Raw genomic sequence first — 15,709 nt, forward strand, 5'->3', positions numbered from 1 at the left:
CATGTGTTTTCATGTTCATTGCTCCTTTAACTAATAAGTTTTATATGATGCGAGGGTTATAGTGGATAGGAAGTATTTTTTAAAATTTCATATAATAATTATTGCATAGCAATTCTATTCCTAAAACTATAAAATATAAAGTTTTCATAATATGTAAAATTGCATATTATTCTTTTTGAAAAAATTGTTATATTATCTATATATTTGTATTAAAGGATTTTCGTTAAGGTAATGAAAACAAATGGAGGAATAGTATGAGAAAAACAGTATTAGACGCGTATAATGCAGAAAGAGAAGTAGATAACATAACATATAAAAATCTAGTTGTAACGATTGCAAGCATTCTAGGGTTCTCACTCTTAGGGGGATTATTCCTTGCTTTAGCCCTTGGAATTTTTGGAGAAGAGGTATTACGTGCTAATTTAGAGGGATATTACTTACTCTTATTCGATGCAATTGTTGTTGCTATCGTTTTATTAGCTTATAAACCAGTTCTTCATTTTATTAAATACATTTGGGATGTATCCGTTTTGAAGAATGGGAAGACATATTTATATCTATTAATTGGTTTTATTATCATTGCAGTATCACAATATTTAATGTTACATGTGTTTAGTTTTGAAAGTGCAGCAGAACAAAAGGAACAATTAGGAGGTTTAGGACTTCAAAATAACATACAAAGTATTATATATGTGTTAAGTATTGCTATCATTACGCCGGTTAAAGAAGAAATTCTATTTCGAGGTATTTTATATCGATTTTTAGAAAAGAAATATAATTTTTTAGTTAGTATCATTATCTCTTCCTTCATTTTTGGACTTCTTCATGGGGGGCTTCTAATTACAGCAACGATTATGGGAATGGTATTTGCAATGTTATACAAAAAGACGCAATCTATTATACCTAGTATTATTTTACACATTGTATGGAACTTACTTGTGAGTATAAGTATGATTGTATCTCTATAAAAATAAATACATAACCAGTATAAAAGGTGAATGGCTTAGCTATTCATCTTTTATTTTGTATGCACGTGAAAAAGTTAATTCATGTATACAATCAAAAAATAGCTAAATACTAACAGTGAACGAATAAAGAAAGGTAGGAGTATTCCATGCAAAATTTAACAGAGCTTGAAGTAGAAAACTTACGTCATTTAATTGGTGGACACGCAACAATTATTAACAAGTTGGAGCAGTATGCACAGACGTGTACAGATCCACAACTGAAACAAATGCTACAAAAAGATGCGCAAGATGCACGAAATACGAAACAGCAATTAATGACTTTCCTAGGATAGGAGGAAGCGGAAAATGAATGAAAAAGATATGGTAAATGATTATTTAGCAGGATTAAATGCAAGTTTAACAAGCTATGCAAATTATATTGCTCAGTCTGATAATGAACAGTTACATCAAACGTTAATTCAAATTCGTAATCAAGACGAGGCGCGCCAACGTAATATGTATGAGTACGCAAAGCAAAAGAGTTATTACAAACCGGCAGCACCTGCTAATCCGATGATTGTACAGCAATTAAAAAGCCAATTAAGTGCGGAATAACAGGAAAAAGAAAACGAGCGAATTTATTCGCTCGTTTTCTTTTTGTATATGTCAATAAATACATAATAAATATTTTTCCAGTTGTAACAAATATGACGAAAATGGAATATGACAATTCACAAAAAGGACAAAAACTTTGTTCAACATTTCACAAAGTATCCATGGTTTCTATCGTGGGAACCTCTATAATTAAGAATGTAAAGAACAAAAGAAATAGATTATATGATCAATTAGGAGAGATTGCTATGAAAAGACATACAAGAAAAATTGCAATTATCGGTACTGGATTAGTTGGATCAAGTTGTGCGTATTCCATTGTAAATCAAGGAATTTGCGAAGAGCTATTATTAATTGATATAAATCATGAACGTGCAGTTGGGGAAGCAATGGATTTATCACATTGCATTAACTTTACAAATACAAGAACAAAAGTATATGCAGGAAGCTATGAAGACTGCAAAGATATGGACATTGTCATTATTACAGCAGGGCCAGCACCAAAACCTGGACAAAGTCGCTTAGATACTTTAGGAGCGAGTGCGAAGATTATGGAAAGTGTTGTTGGTGGTGTAATGGCAAGTGGATTTGATGGTATTTTCTTACTTGCATCGAACCCAGTTGATATTATTACATATGAAGTGTGGAAATTATCTGGATTACCTAGAAATCGCGTAATCGGTACTGGTACATCACTAGATTCTTCTCGCTTAAGAACAATTTTATCTGAAATGCTACATGTAGATCCTCGTAGTATTCATGGGTATTCATTAGGAGAACATGGTGATTCTCAAATGGTTGCTTGGTCTCATGTAACTGTTGGTGGAAAGCCAATTCTGCAAATTTTAGAAGAACAAAAAGAACGATTTGGTGAAATAGATTTAGATGAAATTGTTGAGAAGACTGCAAAAGCTGGCTGGGAAATTTATAAACGTAAAGGAACTACTTATTACGGGATTGGAAATTCTCTAGCATATATTGCGAGTTCAATCTTTAATGATGATCACCGTGTCATTGCTGTATCAGCCATTTTAGATGGTGAGTACGGTGAATATGATATTTGCACAGGAGTACCAGCTATTATTACTAGAGACGGTATAAGAGAAGTTGTAGAACTCAATTTAACAGAGGATGAAGAATCTCGATTCGCAAAATCAAACGATATTTTACGTGATTATATGAAAACAATTGGTTACTAACTTATAGGAGAAGGTGAAACAAATGAAGGAATATATAATGTCTCGTGTATTTAAAGCATCTGCTGGAATTGCACAAGGTATTTTCGTATCCCTCGGAATTGGTTTACTGATCGAAAATATAGGAAGAATTGTTGATATACCATTACTTATTACAATCGGAGTTGTTGCAAAATCACTAATGGCACCGGCAATTGGTGCTGGAATTGCTTTTATGCTCGGTGCAAACGGTCTTGTAATCTTCTCGGCGATGGTAGCCGGAGCGATTGGTGCCGGATCCATTTCGATTACTGAAGCTGGTCTAATTATTAAAACAGGTGAGCCAATCGGTGCATTATTAACAGCAACTTTAGCTGTATATATTGGTAAACGTTTAAGCGGAAAAACTGCGTTAGATATGATGCTCGTTCCATTTGCGGCCATATTAGGTTCTGGTTTAGTAGGCATTTGGTTATCTCATAATATTACTCCTGTTTTAAATGCAGTTGGAGCGTTTATTAAAGATAGCTCAGCTGGTAGCCCATTCATCGCTTCTATCGTCATTGCAGTAGTTTGGGGACTATTACTTATCTCTCCAGCTTCATCAGCTGCGTTAGCAATTGCACTTAGCTTAGACGGTGTTGCAGGTGGTGCAGCTCTTGCTGGATGCGTTGCTCAGTTTATCGGATTCTCTGTCATCTCAGCAAAAGAAAACAATTTAGGTGGCATATTAGCTCAAGCACTTTGTACTCCGAAAGTACAGTTACCAAATATCACTAAAAATCCAATGATTCTCGTCCCAACTGTCGTCGCCAGTGCTATAGTCGGTCCAGTATCAGCATTAATTTTCCAACTGGAAGCAGGAAAGGAAATTGCAGGTCTTGGATTAAGTTCTCTTATAGCACCAATTAATTTAATTTCCAGCCAAGGATGGGAAGTTCTCCCGGCGATGGTAATTACTTATATCGTCATTCCAGTAGCTGTTTCTTATATACTTTACATTGCTCTTAAAAAAGCAGGTCGTATTCATTCTGGTGATATGACTGTACCGCAATCTTAAATTGAAAATCTCCTTAATAATAGATAAAAGCAGACTGAAGCCACAGTCTGCTTTTTTATGTTACATTTTATGATTTTGTTTTACTGGAACTTTTATTGGTTCTTTTGCTAATAAGAGCTGAACTCCGAAGTATAGTATGCTTGCAAGTGTCATTCCAGAAACGGCATCTAAAAAGGCATGCTGCTTCGTAAATAGCGTTGATAAAATAATAAGTGTACCGAAGAAAGTAAGGATGTAATATTCAAAAGCATGTTGTTCTCTACGCTTAAAGGCAGCTAACATAATTACAAATGTAGTAAGAACGTGAATGCTAGGGAAACAGTTTACTGGCTGGTCGATACTATAAATATAGCGAACTAGTTCAGAAAATACATCTGTTCCAACGACAGTCGGACGTGGTACAGTTGTTTGCCAAAAATAATAAATAGAAAAACAAGCAAGCTTTCCAAAAATAACACTACTTAAAGTAACATAATATTGCTTTCGGTCAGCAAAACAGTAATAAATAAGTGCGCCGTATAAGTATGGAAACCAAAGTAAATAAGGAATAATAAATGCTTTTACAAATGGAATCCAATCATCTACTACAGTTGTAACGTCTACTGCGTGAACAGTCGATTTATTTAATACGTCGTAAAGGGGACTTACGAGCACGAGTAGAAGTATATAACTTAACGGAAGAAAAGATGAAAGTTTAAATTTCTTCATGTTGATCTCCTATGTTTAGTAATGTAAGTAAATTCAATTGATTATAATATAGAAACGTGAATTGGGCTATCGATTTTACTTACATTTTCTTGAATTAACCTTACGTTTTTGTCACTTGACTAAAAAGAAGGGGAGGGTGCTAAATGAAGCGTTTATCGTATTTCTTATTTTTTATATTGATATGCCTAGTCGGTGCTGGGTGTGCAAAGGATAAAGAAGGAGAGAAATTAGAATATAACGGAAGAGCACTCGTAATTGGAGTTGTTGGAGAAAAACCGAAAGATACGTTTAGGAATATAAAGTTTGAGGAAATGAAGTTAGAGGAACTGGAAAAGAAATCTAAGGAAGTAGATGGTTTTCTAATAATGAAAGATCACTTTCAAGAAGCCTCAACAGAGCAATATAAAAATGTATTTTCATCACTAAAGAAACCAGTGTTTTTTATCGGTTTACAAGATAAATCATATTCGATTTTTATTACAAAAGGGATAGAGTATAACAGTGCCCGAAAAGATGTAAATGCTATGTATACGCAAGGGTTTGCGAATATCGGAAGTGGTGAAGGACAACAATGGGCAGTTGGTTTATCGAATGGTGGAAATACAGAAGAAAGTATTCATAATATGTATATCGTCGTATTTCAAACAATTGCAGATTATTTAAATAGATAATGAAGGAGCCTGCAAAAGAGGCTTCTTATTTTTTTAATCAAACGTTTGTTTAAGCTGTATGTTCGGTAGGAAGAAACCGATGTAACTCAAGGGTTAACAAAGAAAAATAGAGAATTAATCAAACGTTTGTTTAAGCTGTATGTTCGGTAGAAAGAAACTCCTGTAGTTCAAAGGTTAAGAAAGAAAATGGAGAATTAATCAAACGCTTGTTTAAGATATATGTTTGGTGCAGAATCTAAAAAATTTATATATTTATTTTTTTCTTAACAAATGGCGGAAAAATAAGAAAAATTCGCAGGATTATTAAAAATTATCACGAAATAAGTAAAAGTTTAGCGAATAATGGTTTGAAATAATAAAACGTTTTCTATATGATAAAGGTAAAGGTTAGTAAAAAAGTAGGTGAATTTATGACAGTAACATTTTATTCATATCCAAAGTGTGGCACATGTCAAAAGGCAAAGAAATGGTTTGAGGCAAACGATGTAGCATATGAGATGATTCATATTGTTGAAAATCCACCATCAAAAGAAGATTTACGTAATTTACATGAAAAAAGTGAATTACCATTAAAAAAATTCTTTAATACAAGTGGAATGCGTTACCGTGAACTTGGTCTAAAAGATAAGTTGAAAGATGCAAGCGAAGACGAAATGTATGAGCTTTTAGCATCTGATGGCATGTTGATTAAACGTCCAATTGTAACAGATGGAACGAATGTAACACTTGGTTTTAACGAAGAGCAGTTTGAAAGTGTGTGGAAAAAGTACCAATAAGGTATTTTTACATAATTAATACATTCACTGGAGGTACAGTCATGAGCATTCCAAATAATTTACGTTACTCTGAAGAACACGAATGGGTAAAAACTGAAGGTAATGAAGTTGTTATCGGTATCACTCACTTTGCACAAGGTGAGCTAGGCGATATCGTATTCGTTGAACTTCCTGAAGTAGGTGCAACAATCGAAGCTAACGAGCCATTCGGAAGCGTAGAATCTGTTAAAACAGTTTCTGAGTTATACGCACCTGTAAGCGGTAAAGTTGTAGCAGTAAACGAAGAATTAAGTGACCAACCAGAACTTGTTAACGAATCTCCATACGAGGGTGCATGGATGGTTAAAGTTGAACTTTCTGATGCAAGCCAAGTTGAGAAGTTATTAACTGCAGAAAAATATGCAGAAATGACAAACCAAGACTAATTATAGTCGACTAAAGGACAGCCTTTGTGCTGTCCTTTTTTATTTTTTGTGAAATAATGAAATTCAAGTTATATGTAAATAAATAAGCTATTATGAGAAAAACTGTTTTTTGGTAAGGTTTCATAAGTCTTCACAATCTAAACGAGCCGCTTGCGCTTTTCTTTTGCAAAAATAAACAGGAAACAACATGAAAATAACGAATATACTATATACTAAGTTCAAGGTTATATAGTATATGGTGATCGGGTGATGACATATGATTTATGTAGAAAAAGTCATTATTGTAGAAGGTACATCAGATAGAAGAAAGATTGAATCTATTATTCGTGAACCGGTGGAAATTGTTTGTACAAATGGTACAATTGGTTTGTCGAAAATGGATGAGCTCGTTGATCAATTTTTTGATAAGGAAGTGTATGTGCTAGTGGATGCTGATGATGCTGGAGAAAAGTTAAGGAAACAATTTCGAAAAGAATTCCCGCAAGCCGAGCATATCTATATTGATCGCTCGTACCGAGAAGTGGCAACTGCGCCATCTACACACTTAGCAAATGTATTATGGGGAGCCGACATTGACGTTTATACAGAATATTTACGGTAAGGAATGATAGAAGTGATTGATTGGACAGGAGCCGAAGCTACAGCCCTAATAGAGAACGAAGAAAAAACAGTATTATATGTATATACTCCAATGTGTGGAACATGCCAATTAGCAAAAAAGATGTTAACAGTCGTTGAGATGACAATTGAAGATTTGAAAATTGGGATGTTAGATTTAAATTATGCTCCGCATTTAGCGAAAGAGTATGGGATTGAAAGTGTACCTTGTTTACTTGTTTTTGAAAATGGGACACTGATGAAGAAGATATACGCATTTCATTCGGTTGAATATTTATATACGGAATTAAAGTAGGCGGCAAAATTTTTGCCGCCTCGACATATTTCTTGGGAAATATGTCGAGATGCAGGGTGGATACAGTATTTGTCGAGCGAAAATAACAGGATTGCTCTTTAGTGAGAGGGAATGGTATGTAATAGAAAGTGATATGAAGGATGTGATTTAGGGTGAGATTATATTCTTTGCTTCAATCATTTGTAAATTACGCTAATGCTCAATATCATTTAGAACCGCTTTTAAGACAAGAAGAAAAAACTGTTAATTTTCGTTTTGGAGATGAAAGTTGTTCGTTACAAATTTCAAGAGATTATATAGAGCTGGTACATGAAGAAAGAGGAACGGAACAAATCATTTGCTTAGATGAAAAGGATATAGAACAATTGGTGAATGGAAATGTACGATTGCAAATGCTAATGAATGATGGACGTGTACAATATTCGGGAACGTACCGAACGATGTTATTAGTGGAATCGATGTTTCATATATGTAAACCGATGTCAGTAGGTGCTTAAAATTCTGAAGTTTCATTTTTTGCGAAAATTTCTGTTGACATGGTGAGTGTATATTGATACAATTCAAGTCATAAAATATAGACAATTTCATAAATTTCAAATCAGACGAAAATTGAATCTGATTTCTCTTATCAAGAGAGGTGGAGGGACTGTGCCCTGTGAAGCCCGGCAACCGTCAACTTATGTTGAAATGGTGCCAATTCCTGCAAAGCAAATGCTTTGAGAGATGAGAGAGAGGGATAATGTTGTTATATACGCATAAAAACCTTTCTGCTTCTCTAAAGCAGAAAGGTTTTTTTATTGTTTGAATGTGGAGGACATTCAAATAATAAAAGTAATGATAACAGTGGACTACACGCATTAAAAATAAAAAATTGCGGAGTCGACCTAAAATCTTTATGAAATCTAGCTCCAGCGGCTAGAACAGTCGGTCGTTTCATCCCTTCCTATGAGGCAAAAAGCGCCTCTACGTCAGGGATTCAAACGCCCTCTTGTTCTAAACGAGCCGCTTGCGCTTTTTATTTAAAAAAGGGGTGATACACCATGATTCTATTAGAGAATGTAAAGAAAATATATAAAGCAAAAAGCGGTGATGTCACTGCTGTAGATAATGCCAATTTAAAAATAGATAAAGGTGAAATATTTGGTGTTATCGGATATAGTGGCGCTGGAAAAAGTTCTTTAATTAGATTGTTCAATCAGTTGGAGAAACCAACTTCTGGCCAAATTACAATTGCAAATCGTGTCATTTCAGCAATTACAGGAAGTGAACTTCGTAAGGCAAGGCAAGAAATCGGAATGATTTTTCAGCACTTCAACTTACTTTGGTCACGAACTGTACGTGAAAATATAGAGTTTCCACTTGAAATTGCAGGTGTTGATAAAGCGAAGAGAAGAAAACGTGTTGATGAATTAATTCATCTTGTTGGATTAGAAGGAAGAGGAGACGCGTACCCATCTCAGCTGAGCGGGGGACAAAAGCAACGCGTTGGGATTGCAAGAGCATTAGCTAACAATCCACAAGTGCTTTTATGTGACGAAGCAACGTCAGCTCTTGATCCGGAAACGACAGATCAAATTTTGGATTTACTATTAGACATTAATAAGCGCCTTGGTTTAACAATTGTACTCATTACACATGAGATGCACGTAATTCGAAAGATTTGTAATCGTGTTGCGGTAATGGAGAAAGGAAAGATTGTAGAAACAGGTCCAGTACTTGATGTATTCCGTAATCCGAAGCAAGATATTACGAAACGATTTGTAAAGCAGTTAACGGATTCTGAAGATACAAATGAAACGATTGAAAGTTTAATTGAAAAATATCCAGATGGAAAAGTAATTCGTTTGCAGTTTATCGGTGAGGCTGTAGAAAGACCAGTGCTTCAACGATTGATGCAACGCAGTGACATAGAAGTTAGCATTTTGCAAGGAAATATCGCACAAACGAATAACGGTTCTTACGGTAGTTTAGTCGTTCATTTAAATGGTGAGGAAACAGCGATCCAGCAAGCAATAGAAGGAATTCATCAAGATCAAGTAGAGCTGGAGGTGATTGCACATGGATAAGTTACTTGCAAATGTTGATTGGAATCAAATGTTAGAAGCAACTGGTGAAACGTTATATATGACGGCAATCGCAGCTCTTGCGACATTTGTTTTAGGACTCATTTTAGGATTGTTACTCTTCATGACAGCAAAAGATAATTTATGGGAAAACAAATCAATTAATACGGTGATTGGAGCATTCGTAAATATATTCCGTTCTATACCATTCATCATTTTAATTATTTTATTAATCCCATTCACAAAGATTCTTCTTGGAACAATTCTTGGAGCAAGTGCAGCTTTGCCGGCTTTAATTATTGGAGCAGCACCATTCTACGCGAGAATGGTTGAAATCGCACTTCGCGAAATTGATAAAGGTGTAATTGAAGCTTCAAAAGCAATGGGAGCAAAAACAAGCACAATTATTTTGAAAGTGTTAATTCCAGAATCGTTACCAGCATTAGTATCTGGTATTACGGTTACGACAATTGCTTTAGTAGGCTATACAGCAATGGCAGGAGTTGTTGGTGCTGGTGGCCTTGGAACACTTGCTTACTTAGAAGGATTCCAAAGAGGGAATAACGATGTAACAATCGTTGCGACAATTTGTGTATTACTAGTTGTATTTTTAATTCAGTGGATTGGTGATAGTTTAACGACTCGAATAGATAAACGATAATAAAAAACGGGAGGATGCTTCAAATGAAAAAATTGTTACTTACGGCACTTATTTCAACTTCAATTTTTGGGTTAGCTGCTTGTGGCGGGAAAGATAAAGATGAAAAGAAACTTGTTGTGGGTGCTTCTAACGTACCGCACGCTGTTATTTTAGAAAAGGCAAAACCGTTACTTGAGAAAAAAGGAATTGAGTTAGAAATTAAAAAATTCCAAGACTACGTATTACCAAATAAATCGTTAGCGGATAAGGATTTAGATGCAAACTACTTCCAGCACATTCCGTATTTAGAAAAAGAAATTAAAGATAAAAAATATGACTTTGAAGTAGCAGGAAAAATTCATTTAGAACCAATTGGTGTGTACTCTCAAAAGTATAAGAGCTTAAAAGAGCTTCCGGACGGAGCGACAATTATTATGAGTAATTCAGTTGCTGACCATGGACGTGGTTTAGCAATTTTACAAAAAGAAGGTATTTTAAAAATTAAAGACGGAATAGATCCAGTTAAAGCAACTCCAAAAGATATTGCAGATAATCCGAAAAATCTAAAATTCAAAACGGATATCGAGCCTGGTTTATTGCCACAAGTGTATAACAATAAAGAAGGCGACGCTGTTTTAATTAACTCTAACTATGCAATTGATGCAAAGTTAAATCCGGAAAAAGATGCAATTGCAATTGAAGGAAATGATTCACCATACGCAAACATAGTAGCTGTTCGTAAAGGCGATAAAGATAAGAAAGAGATTAAAGCTCTTGTAGAAGTATTGCATTCTAAAGAAATTGAAGACTTCATTAATAAAGAATATAAAGGGGCAGTTGTTCCTGTAAAAGAATAATTGCTGAAAAGGGCTGGTGTATGCCGGCTCTTTTTATAACTACATAACCATTGGGGAGAAGGGGAAATCATATGAAAAAGGTTCTACTGTCAGTTGTTACAGCGTTGTCTGTATTTACATTAGCTGCTTGCGGAGGAAAAGAGGAGAATAAGCTTGTTGTGGGAGCTTCTAACGTGCCACACGCTGTTATTTTAGAAAAGGCACAGCCGATTTTAGAGAAAAAGGGTATTAAATTAGAAATTAAAAAATTCCAAGATTATGTGTTGCCGAATAAGGCTTTAGCGGATAAAGAAATTGATGCGAACTACTTCCAGCACATTCCTTACTTAGATAAAGAAATTCAAGAAAAGGGATATAAAATTGTAAACGCAGGAAAAATCCATTTAGAACCTATGGGCATTTATTCTAAGAAATATAAAAGCTTAAAAGACTTACCAGATGGCGGAACAGTGATTATGAGTAATAACGTAGCGGAGCGAGGCCGTATGTTAGCATTGTTACAAAAAGGTGGCGTTATTAAATTAAAAGACGGAGTAGATGTTGTTAAAGCAACAGTAAAAGATGTTGTAGAAAACCCGAAAAACTTAAAATTTAAAACAGATGTTGAACCTGGACTTTCACCGAAATTGTATGAAAATAATGAGGGAGATGCTTTATTTATTAATTCAAACTATGCAATTGATGCAAAATTAAATCCAACAAAGGATGCAATTGCGATTGAAGGATCAGACTCTCCGTATGCAAACATCATTGCAGTTCGTAAAGGTGATGAGAAGAAAAAAGAAATTAAAGAGCTAGTAGAAGTGCTACATTCAAAAGAAATTCAAGATTTTATTAATAAAGAATATAAAGGTGCTGTACTTCCGGTAAGTGAATAAATATAAGGAAAGGGCTGGAAAATTACCAGTCCTTTTTTCTTTATATAAATAAGAAGAAAGGTGTATCATAGAAAGATGTGAAGGAAATACTTATATACATTTGTGAAAAAACGGTTACTTTTTTTCGTCGTTTGCGATATCATTTTATTTGATATAAAATTAGAATGAGAATAAAATGAGAATATGAACGTTTTAGGAATTTTTAAAATGTATATATAGGATTAATGGAGGTATTGAGATGGCTGGTTCTACATTAACGGTTAAAGACTTACACGTATCAATTGATGGCAAAGAAATTTTAAAGGGTGTAAACCTTGAAGTAAAAGGTGGAGAAATCCACGCAATTATGGGACCTAACGGAACAGGTAAATCAACTTTATCTTCTGCAATTATGGGTCACCCAAAGTATGAAGTAACAGAAGGTAGCATCATCATCGACGGTGAAGATGTATTAGAAATGGAAGTAGACGAGCGCGCACAAGCGGGTCTATTCCTAGCAATGCAATATCCAAGTGAAATTAGCGGAGTAACAAACGCTGACTTCTTACGTTCTGCAATTAACGCACGTCGTGAAGAAGGCGATGAAATTTCTCTTATGAAATTTATCCGTACATTAGATAAAAACATGGAATTCCTAGAAATGGATCCAGAAATGGCACAACGTTACTTAAACGAAGGTTTCTCTGGTGGAGAGAAAAAACGTAACGAAATTCTTCAATTAATGATGATTGAGCCAAAAATCGCAATCTTAGATGAAATCGACTCAGGTCTTGATATCGATGCATTAAAAGTTGTATCTAAAGGTATTAACGAAATGCGCGGCGAAGAGTTCGGTTGCCTAATGATTACGCATTACCAACGTTTATTAAACTACATCACTCCAGACTTCGTTCACGTTATGATGAACGGTCGTATCGTTAAATCTGGTGGCCCTGAGCTTGCACAACGTCTAGAAGCTGAAGGTTACGACTGGATTAAAAAAGAATTAGGTATTGAAGACGAAACAACAGAGCAAGAAGCGTAAGAGAGGAGCATAAACATGACAATCGGTACATTACCTTTCGATCAAGAAACAATCCGTCAACGCGCAAGCGAAGTAAACGAAGCAGCTTGGTTGACTGAGTTCCGCTTACAAGCTCTTGCACAAGCAACTGAACTTCCAATGCCAACGCCTGATAAAACGAAAATTGACAAATGGGACTTTATCGGAAAAGGCGACGCTGCTAAGCAAGAGCCTGTAAGTTCTTTAACTGAACTTCCAGAGGCAGTGAAAAACTTAATCGATGAAAATAACAGCGTATTAGTGCAACGTACTGGTACAACTGCATTCGTTTCTTTAGCAGACGAAGCAAAAGAAAAAGGTGTTATTTTTACAGACATCGTAACAGCAGCAACTGAGCACGCTGAACTAGTACAAAAGTACTTAATGAAAGACGGCGTGAAAGTAGACGAGCATCGTCTAACTGCACTTCATGCTGCATTAATCAACGGCGGTGCATTCGTATATGTTCCGAAAAACGTTGTTCTTGAAACTCCACTTCAAGCTGTATTCTTAGTAGACGGCGAAGAAGCTAACGTATATAACCACGTATTATTCGTAGCTGATGCGAACAGTACTGCAACTTATGTAGAAAACTACGTTGCAAATGAAAATGCTAAAGGTATTGCAAATATCGTAGCAGAAGTAATCGTGGAACAAGGCGCACAAGTGAAATTCGGTGCGGTTGATCTATTAGCAAAAGACGTAACAACTTACGTTAACCGCCGCGGCGTTGTAGGACGCGACGGCCGTATTGATTGGGCTCTAGGCCTTATGAATGACGGAAACACAATTTCAGAGAATGTTACCAACTTAATGGGCGACGGTTCATATGCTGATACGAAAACAGTAACAATTGGCCGTGGTAACCAAACACAAAACTTTACAACTAAAGTTGTTCACTTCGGTAAACACTCTGAAGGTTGGATTTTAAAACACGGTGTACAAAAAGATAGTGCAACATCTATCTTTAACGGAATTGGTAAGATTGAACACGGTGCATCTAAATCAAATGCACAACAATCTTCTCGCGTTCTTATGTTAGATGAAAAAGCACGCGGTGATGCAAACCCAATTCTTTTAATCGACGAAGATGATGTAATGGCAGGTCACGCAGCTTCAGTAGGTCGCGTAGATCCAGTCCAACTATACTACTTGATGAGCCGTGGTATTCCAAAACGCGAAGCAGAACGTTTAGTCATCCATGGATTCTTAGCACCTGTAGTTAATGAGCTTCCAATTGAAGGAGTAAAGGCACAGCTTGTTGAGGTAATTGAAAGGAAAGTTCGCTAATGAATATTCATGAAATACGCAAACAGTTTCCAATTCTTAATCAAAAAGTGAACGGCAAACAACTTGTTTATTTCGATAGTGCAGCAACTTCTCAAAAACCAATTCAAGTCATTGAAACGTTAGAACGTTACTATAAAGAATATAATTCTAACGTGCATCGCGGTGTTCATACGCTCGGTACGAAAGCTACCGACGCGTATGAAGGTGCACGTGAGAAAGTTCGCAAGTTTATTAACGCGAAATCAATGGAAGAGATTATTTTCACACGCGGAACGACAACTGCATTAAATACAGTAGCAGCTAGCTATGGTCTTGAAAATGTAAAAGAGGGCGATGAAATCGTTATTTCTTACATGGAGCACCATAGTAATATCATTCCGTGGCAACAAGTTGCGAAGAAAACTGGTGCAACTTTAAAATATCTTCCGCTTCAACCAGACGGTACAATTTCTTTAGAAGATGTTCGTCAAACAGTTACACCGAATACAAAAATCGTTTCTATTATGCAAGTATCAAACGTACTTGGAACGATTAACCCTGTAAAAGAAATCGGAGCAATCGCACACGAAAATGGCGCAATTATGGTCGTTGATGGTGCACAAAGTACACCTCACATGAAAGTGGATGTACAAGATTTAAACTGTGATTTCTACGCATTATCTGCTCATAAGATGTGCGGACCTACAGGTATCGGCGTATTATATGGTAAAAAAGAATTGCTGAACAATATGGAGCCAATTGAATTTGGCGGTGAAATGATTGATTTCGTAGATTTACAAGAATCTACGTGGAAAGAGCTTCCGTGGAAGTTTGAAGCAGGTACACCGATTATCGGTAATGCAATCGGACTTGGTGCAGCAATTGATTTCCTAGAAGAAATCGGTCTTGATAATATTGAAAAGCATGAGCATGAATTAGCGCAATACGCTTTAGAAAGACTATCAGAAGTAGATGGCGTTACAATTTATGGTCCAAAGCATCGCGCTGGTCTTGTTACATTTAATATTGAAGACGTACATCCTCACGATGTAGCGACTGTATTAGATGTAGAAGGCATTGCAGTTCGCGCAGGACATCACTGTGCACAACCGCTTATGAAGTGGCTAAAAGCTTCTTCAACAGCACGTGCGAGCTTCTATTTATATAATACAAAAGAAGAAATTGATACATTTGTTGAATCGCTAATCAAGACAAAGGAGTATTTCACAAATGTCATTTAATAATTTAGATACGTTATATCGTCAAGTTATTATGGATCATTACAAAAATCCTCGTAACCATGGCGTGTTAGAAGATAGTGTTACCGTTAACTTGAACAATCCAACTTGCGGCGATCGTATTCAACTTACGATGAAAGTAGAAGAAGGTATTGTGCAAGAGGCGAAGTTTGAAGGTGAAGGATGTTCAATCTCAATGTCTTCAGCTTCAATGATGACACAAGCAGTAAAAGGTAAGAAAATTGAAGAAGCACTTCAGCTTTCGAAAATTTTCTCTGACATGATGCTAGGAAAAGAGTACGATGACAGCATCGATTTAGGAGATATTGAAGCATTACAAGGCGTATGCAAGTTCCCTGCACGTATTAAATGTGCAACATTAGCGTGGAAAGCGTTAGAAAAGGGCTTAAACGAAGATAAGTAATGTTAAAGGTT

The 15,709-nt window shown here is 35.8% G+C and carries 20 protein-coding genes and 1 riboswitch; of the genes, 19 read left to right on the forward strand and 1 reads right to left on the reverse strand.

Annotated features, from left to right (window positions below; all coding sequences use genetic code 11):
- Nucleotides 1–254: 254 nt before the first annotated feature.
- The 5 genes from BLT20_RS26070 (at nt 255) to BLT20_RS26095 (ending at nt 3,794) form a co-directional block, all read left to right on the forward strand.
- Entirely contained in the window at nt 255–968 is a 714-nt protein-coding gene (locus BLT20_RS26070; RefSeq protein ID WP_001232994.1) for a CPBP family intramembrane glutamic endopeptidase, read from the forward strand.
- 146 nt (nt 969–1,114) lie between these two features.
- Nucleotides 1,115–1,300, forward strand: a complete 186-nt coding sequence (locus tag BLT20_RS26075) for a hypothetical protein (protein ID WP_001180555.1) — start codon at nt 1,115–1,117, stop codon at nt 1,298–1,300.
- A 13-nt stretch (nt 1,301–1,313) separates the two neighbouring features.
- Nucleotides 1,314–1,562, forward strand: a complete 249-nt coding sequence (locus tag BLT20_RS26080; protein ID WP_001002981.1) for a spore coat protein — start codon at nt 1,314–1,316, stop codon at nt 1,560–1,562.
- Nucleotides 1,563–1,654: 92 nt separating this feature from the next.
- A complete protein-coding gene (locus BLT20_RS26090; RefSeq protein ID WP_002164639.1) occupies nt 1,655–2,758 on the forward strand; it encodes an L-lactate dehydrogenase in 1,104 nt (367 codons plus the stop codon).
- 22 nt (nt 2,759–2,780) lie between these two features.
- Nucleotides 2,781–3,794 carry a PTS sugar transporter subunit IIC gene (locus BLT20_RS26095; RefSeq protein ID WP_000666172.1) on the forward strand — a complete coding sequence of 338 codons (1,014 nt, stop codon included), beginning with the start codon at nt 2,781–2,783 and terminating at the stop codon, nt 3,792–3,794.
- Between the two features lie 60 nt (nt 3,795–3,854).
- Here BLT20_RS26095 and BLT20_RS26100 read toward each other — a convergent pair whose 3' ends face one another.
- The gene (locus BLT20_RS26100; protein WP_000713769.1) at nt 3,855–4,502 is read right to left on the reverse strand and encodes a phosphatase PAP2 family protein; all 648 of its coding nucleotides are present in this window, start codon (nt 4,500–4,502) and stop codon (nt 3,855–3,857) included.
- A gap of 143 nt (nt 4,503–4,645) precedes the next feature.
- Here BLT20_RS26100 and BLT20_RS26105 point away from each other — a divergent pair, with 143 nt between their 5' ends.
- The 14 genes from BLT20_RS26105 to sufU all read left to right on the forward strand — a co-directional run bounded on the left by BLT20_RS26105 (nt 4,646) and on the right by sufU (nt 15,698).
- On the forward strand, nt 4,646–5,173 hold the full coding sequence (locus BLT20_RS26105) for a hypothetical protein (RefSeq protein ID WP_000826874.1): 528 nt from the start codon (nt 4,646–4,648) through the stop codon (nt 5,171–5,173).
- A gap of 410 nt (nt 5,174–5,583) precedes the next feature.
- Nucleotides 5,584–5,949 carry an arsenate reductase family protein gene (locus BLT20_RS26110; protein WP_000218968.1) on the forward strand — a complete coding sequence of 122 codons (366 nt, stop codon included), beginning with the start codon at nt 5,584–5,586 and terminating at the stop codon, nt 5,947–5,949.
- Between the two features lie 41 nt (nt 5,950–5,990).
- Nucleotides 5,991–6,374, forward strand: coding sequence for a glycine cleavage system protein GcvH (gcvH, locus tag BLT20_RS26115; protein WP_000026897.1), 384 nt, complete (start codon nt 5,991–5,993; stop codon nt 6,372–6,374).
- A gap of 256 nt (nt 6,375–6,630) precedes the next feature.
- The gene (locus BLT20_RS26120; protein WP_000640870.1) at nt 6,631–6,975 is read left to right on the forward strand and encodes a toprim domain-containing protein; all 345 of its coding nucleotides are present in this window, start codon (nt 6,631–6,633) and stop codon (nt 6,973–6,975) included.
- A gap of 3 nt (nt 6,976–6,978) precedes the next feature.
- Nucleotides 6,979–7,287, forward strand: coding sequence for a thioredoxin family protein (locus BLT20_RS26125; protein WP_002008881.1), 309 nt, complete (start codon nt 6,979–6,981; stop codon nt 7,285–7,287).
- A gap of 152 nt (nt 7,288–7,439) precedes the next feature.
- Complete coding sequence (locus tag BLT20_RS26130; protein ID WP_001242136.1) at nt 7,440–7,784, forward strand: hypothetical protein; 345 nt, start codon at nt 7,440–7,442, stop codon at nt 7,782–7,784.
- A gap of 125 nt (nt 7,785–7,909) precedes the next feature.
- Nucleotides 7,910–8,017, forward strand: a riboswitch (SAM riboswitch).
- A gap of 310 nt (nt 8,018–8,327) precedes the next feature.
- Nucleotides 8,328–9,353, forward strand: coding sequence for a methionine ABC transporter ATP-binding protein (locus BLT20_RS26140; protein WP_000601753.1), 1,026 nt, complete (start codon nt 8,328–8,330; stop codon nt 9,351–9,353).
- Nucleotides 9,346–10,011, forward strand: a complete 666-nt coding sequence (locus tag BLT20_RS26145; RefSeq protein ID WP_000359401.1) for a methionine ABC transporter permease — start codon at nt 9,346–9,348, stop codon at nt 10,009–10,011. Before BLT20_RS26140 ends, BLT20_RS26145 begins: the two co-directional genes overlap by 8 nt.
- 23 nt (nt 10,012–10,034) lie before the next feature.
- Complete coding sequence (metQ, locus tag BLT20_RS26150) at nt 10,035–10,847, forward strand: methionine ABC transporter substrate-binding lipoprotein MetQ (RefSeq protein WP_000735099.1); 813 nt, start codon at nt 10,035–10,037, stop codon at nt 10,845–10,847.
- Nucleotides 10,848–10,918: 71 nt separating this feature from the next.
- Nucleotides 10,919–11,725, forward strand: coding sequence for a methionine ABC transporter substrate-binding lipoprotein MetQ (metQ, locus tag BLT20_RS26155; RefSeq protein WP_000757013.1), 807 nt, complete (start codon nt 10,919–10,921; stop codon nt 11,723–11,725).
- 238 nt (nt 11,726–11,963) lie between these two features.
- Nucleotides 11,964–12,749, forward strand: coding sequence for a Fe-S cluster assembly ATPase SufC (gene sufC / locus BLT20_RS26160; protein ID WP_000929160.1), 786 nt, complete (start codon nt 11,964–11,966; stop codon nt 12,747–12,749).
- A 15-nt stretch (nt 12,750–12,764) separates the two neighbouring features.
- Nucleotides 12,765–14,057, forward strand: a complete 1,293-nt coding sequence (gene sufD, locus BLT20_RS26165; protein ID WP_000152167.1) for a Fe-S cluster assembly protein SufD — start codon at nt 12,765–12,767, stop codon at nt 14,055–14,057.
- Entirely contained in the window at nt 14,057–15,277 is a 1,221-nt protein-coding gene (sufS, locus tag BLT20_RS26170; protein ID WP_001020773.1) for a cysteine desulfurase SufS, read from the forward strand. Before sufD ends, sufS begins: the two co-directional genes overlap by 1 nt.
- Nucleotides 15,267–15,698, forward strand: a complete 432-nt coding sequence (sufU, locus tag BLT20_RS26175) for a Fe-S cluster assembly sulfur transfer protein SufU (protein WP_000009523.1) — start codon at nt 15,267–15,269, stop codon at nt 15,696–15,698. The genes sufS and sufU overlap by 11 nt, the downstream gene beginning before the upstream one ends.
- The last annotated feature ends 11 nt before the right edge of the window (nt 15,699–15,709 follow it).

Origin of the sequence: Bacillus sp. cl96, from assembly GCF_900100505.1 — a bacterium.
Lineage (GTDB): Bacteria > Bacillota > Bacilli > Bacillales > Bacillaceae_G > Bacillus_A > Bacillus_A cereus.

What these genes read in the sequence shown, in the direction of transcription:
- BLT20_RS26070 (WP_001232994.1), top strand. Translation starts at nt 255, where the DNA reads ATGAGAAAAACAGTATTAGACGCGTATAATGCAGAAAGAGAAGTAGAT.
- BLT20_RS26075 (WP_001180555.1), top strand. Translation starts at nt 1,115, where the DNA reads ATGCAAAATTTAACAGAGCTTGAAGTAGAAAACTTACGTCATTTAATT.
- BLT20_RS26080 (WP_001002981.1), top strand. Translation starts at nt 1,314, where the DNA reads ATGAATGAAAAAGATATGGTAAATGATTATTTAGCAGGATTAAATGCA.
- BLT20_RS26090 (WP_002164639.1), top strand. Translation starts at nt 1,655, where the DNA reads ATGACGAAAATGGAATATGACAATTCACAAAAAGGACAAAAACTTTGT.
- BLT20_RS26095 (WP_000666172.1), top strand. Translation starts at nt 2,781, where the DNA reads ATGAAGGAATATATAATGTCTCGTGTATTTAAAGCATCTGCTGGAATT.
- BLT20_RS26100 (WP_000713769.1), bottom strand. Translation starts at nt 4,502, where the DNA reads ATGAAGAAATTTAAACTTTCATCTTTTCTTCCGTTAAGTTATATACTT.
- BLT20_RS26105 (WP_000826874.1), top strand. Translation starts at nt 4,646, where the DNA reads ATGAAGCGTTTATCGTATTTCTTATTTTTTATATTGATATGCCTAGTC.
- BLT20_RS26110 (WP_000218968.1), top strand. Translation starts at nt 5,584, where the DNA reads ATGACAGTAACATTTTATTCATATCCAAAGTGTGGCACATGTCAAAAG.
- gcvH (WP_000026897.1), top strand. Translation starts at nt 5,991, where the DNA reads ATGAGCATTCCAAATAATTTACGTTACTCTGAAGAACACGAATGGGTA.
- BLT20_RS26120 (WP_000640870.1), top strand. Translation starts at nt 6,631, where the DNA reads ATGATTTATGTAGAAAAAGTCATTATTGTAGAAGGTACATCAGATAGA.
- BLT20_RS26125 (WP_002008881.1), top strand. Translation starts at nt 6,979, where the DNA reads ATGATAGAAGTGATTGATTGGACAGGAGCCGAAGCTACAGCCCTAATA.
- BLT20_RS26140 (WP_000601753.1), top strand. Translation starts at nt 8,328, where the DNA reads ATGATTCTATTAGAGAATGTAAAGAAAATATATAAAGCAAAAAGCGGT.
- BLT20_RS26145 (WP_000359401.1), top strand. Translation starts at nt 9,346, where the DNA reads ATGGATAAGTTACTTGCAAATGTTGATTGGAATCAAATGTTAGAAGCA.
- metQ (WP_000735099.1), top strand. Translation starts at nt 10,035, where the DNA reads ATGAAAAAATTGTTACTTACGGCACTTATTTCAACTTCAATTTTTGGG.
- metQ (WP_000757013.1), top strand. Translation starts at nt 10,919, where the DNA reads ATGAAAAAGGTTCTACTGTCAGTTGTTACAGCGTTGTCTGTATTTACA.
- sufC (WP_000929160.1), top strand. Translation starts at nt 11,964, where the DNA reads ATGGCTGGTTCTACATTAACGGTTAAAGACTTACACGTATCAATTGAT.
- sufD (WP_000152167.1), top strand. Translation starts at nt 12,765, where the DNA reads ATGACAATCGGTACATTACCTTTCGATCAAGAAACAATCCGTCAACGC.
- sufS (WP_001020773.1), top strand. Translation starts at nt 14,057, where the DNA reads ATGAATATTCATGAAATACGCAAACAGTTTCCAATTCTTAATCAAAAA.
- sufU (WP_000009523.1), top strand. Translation starts at nt 15,267, where the DNA reads ATGTCATTTAATAATTTAGATACGTTATATCGTCAAGTTATTATGGAT.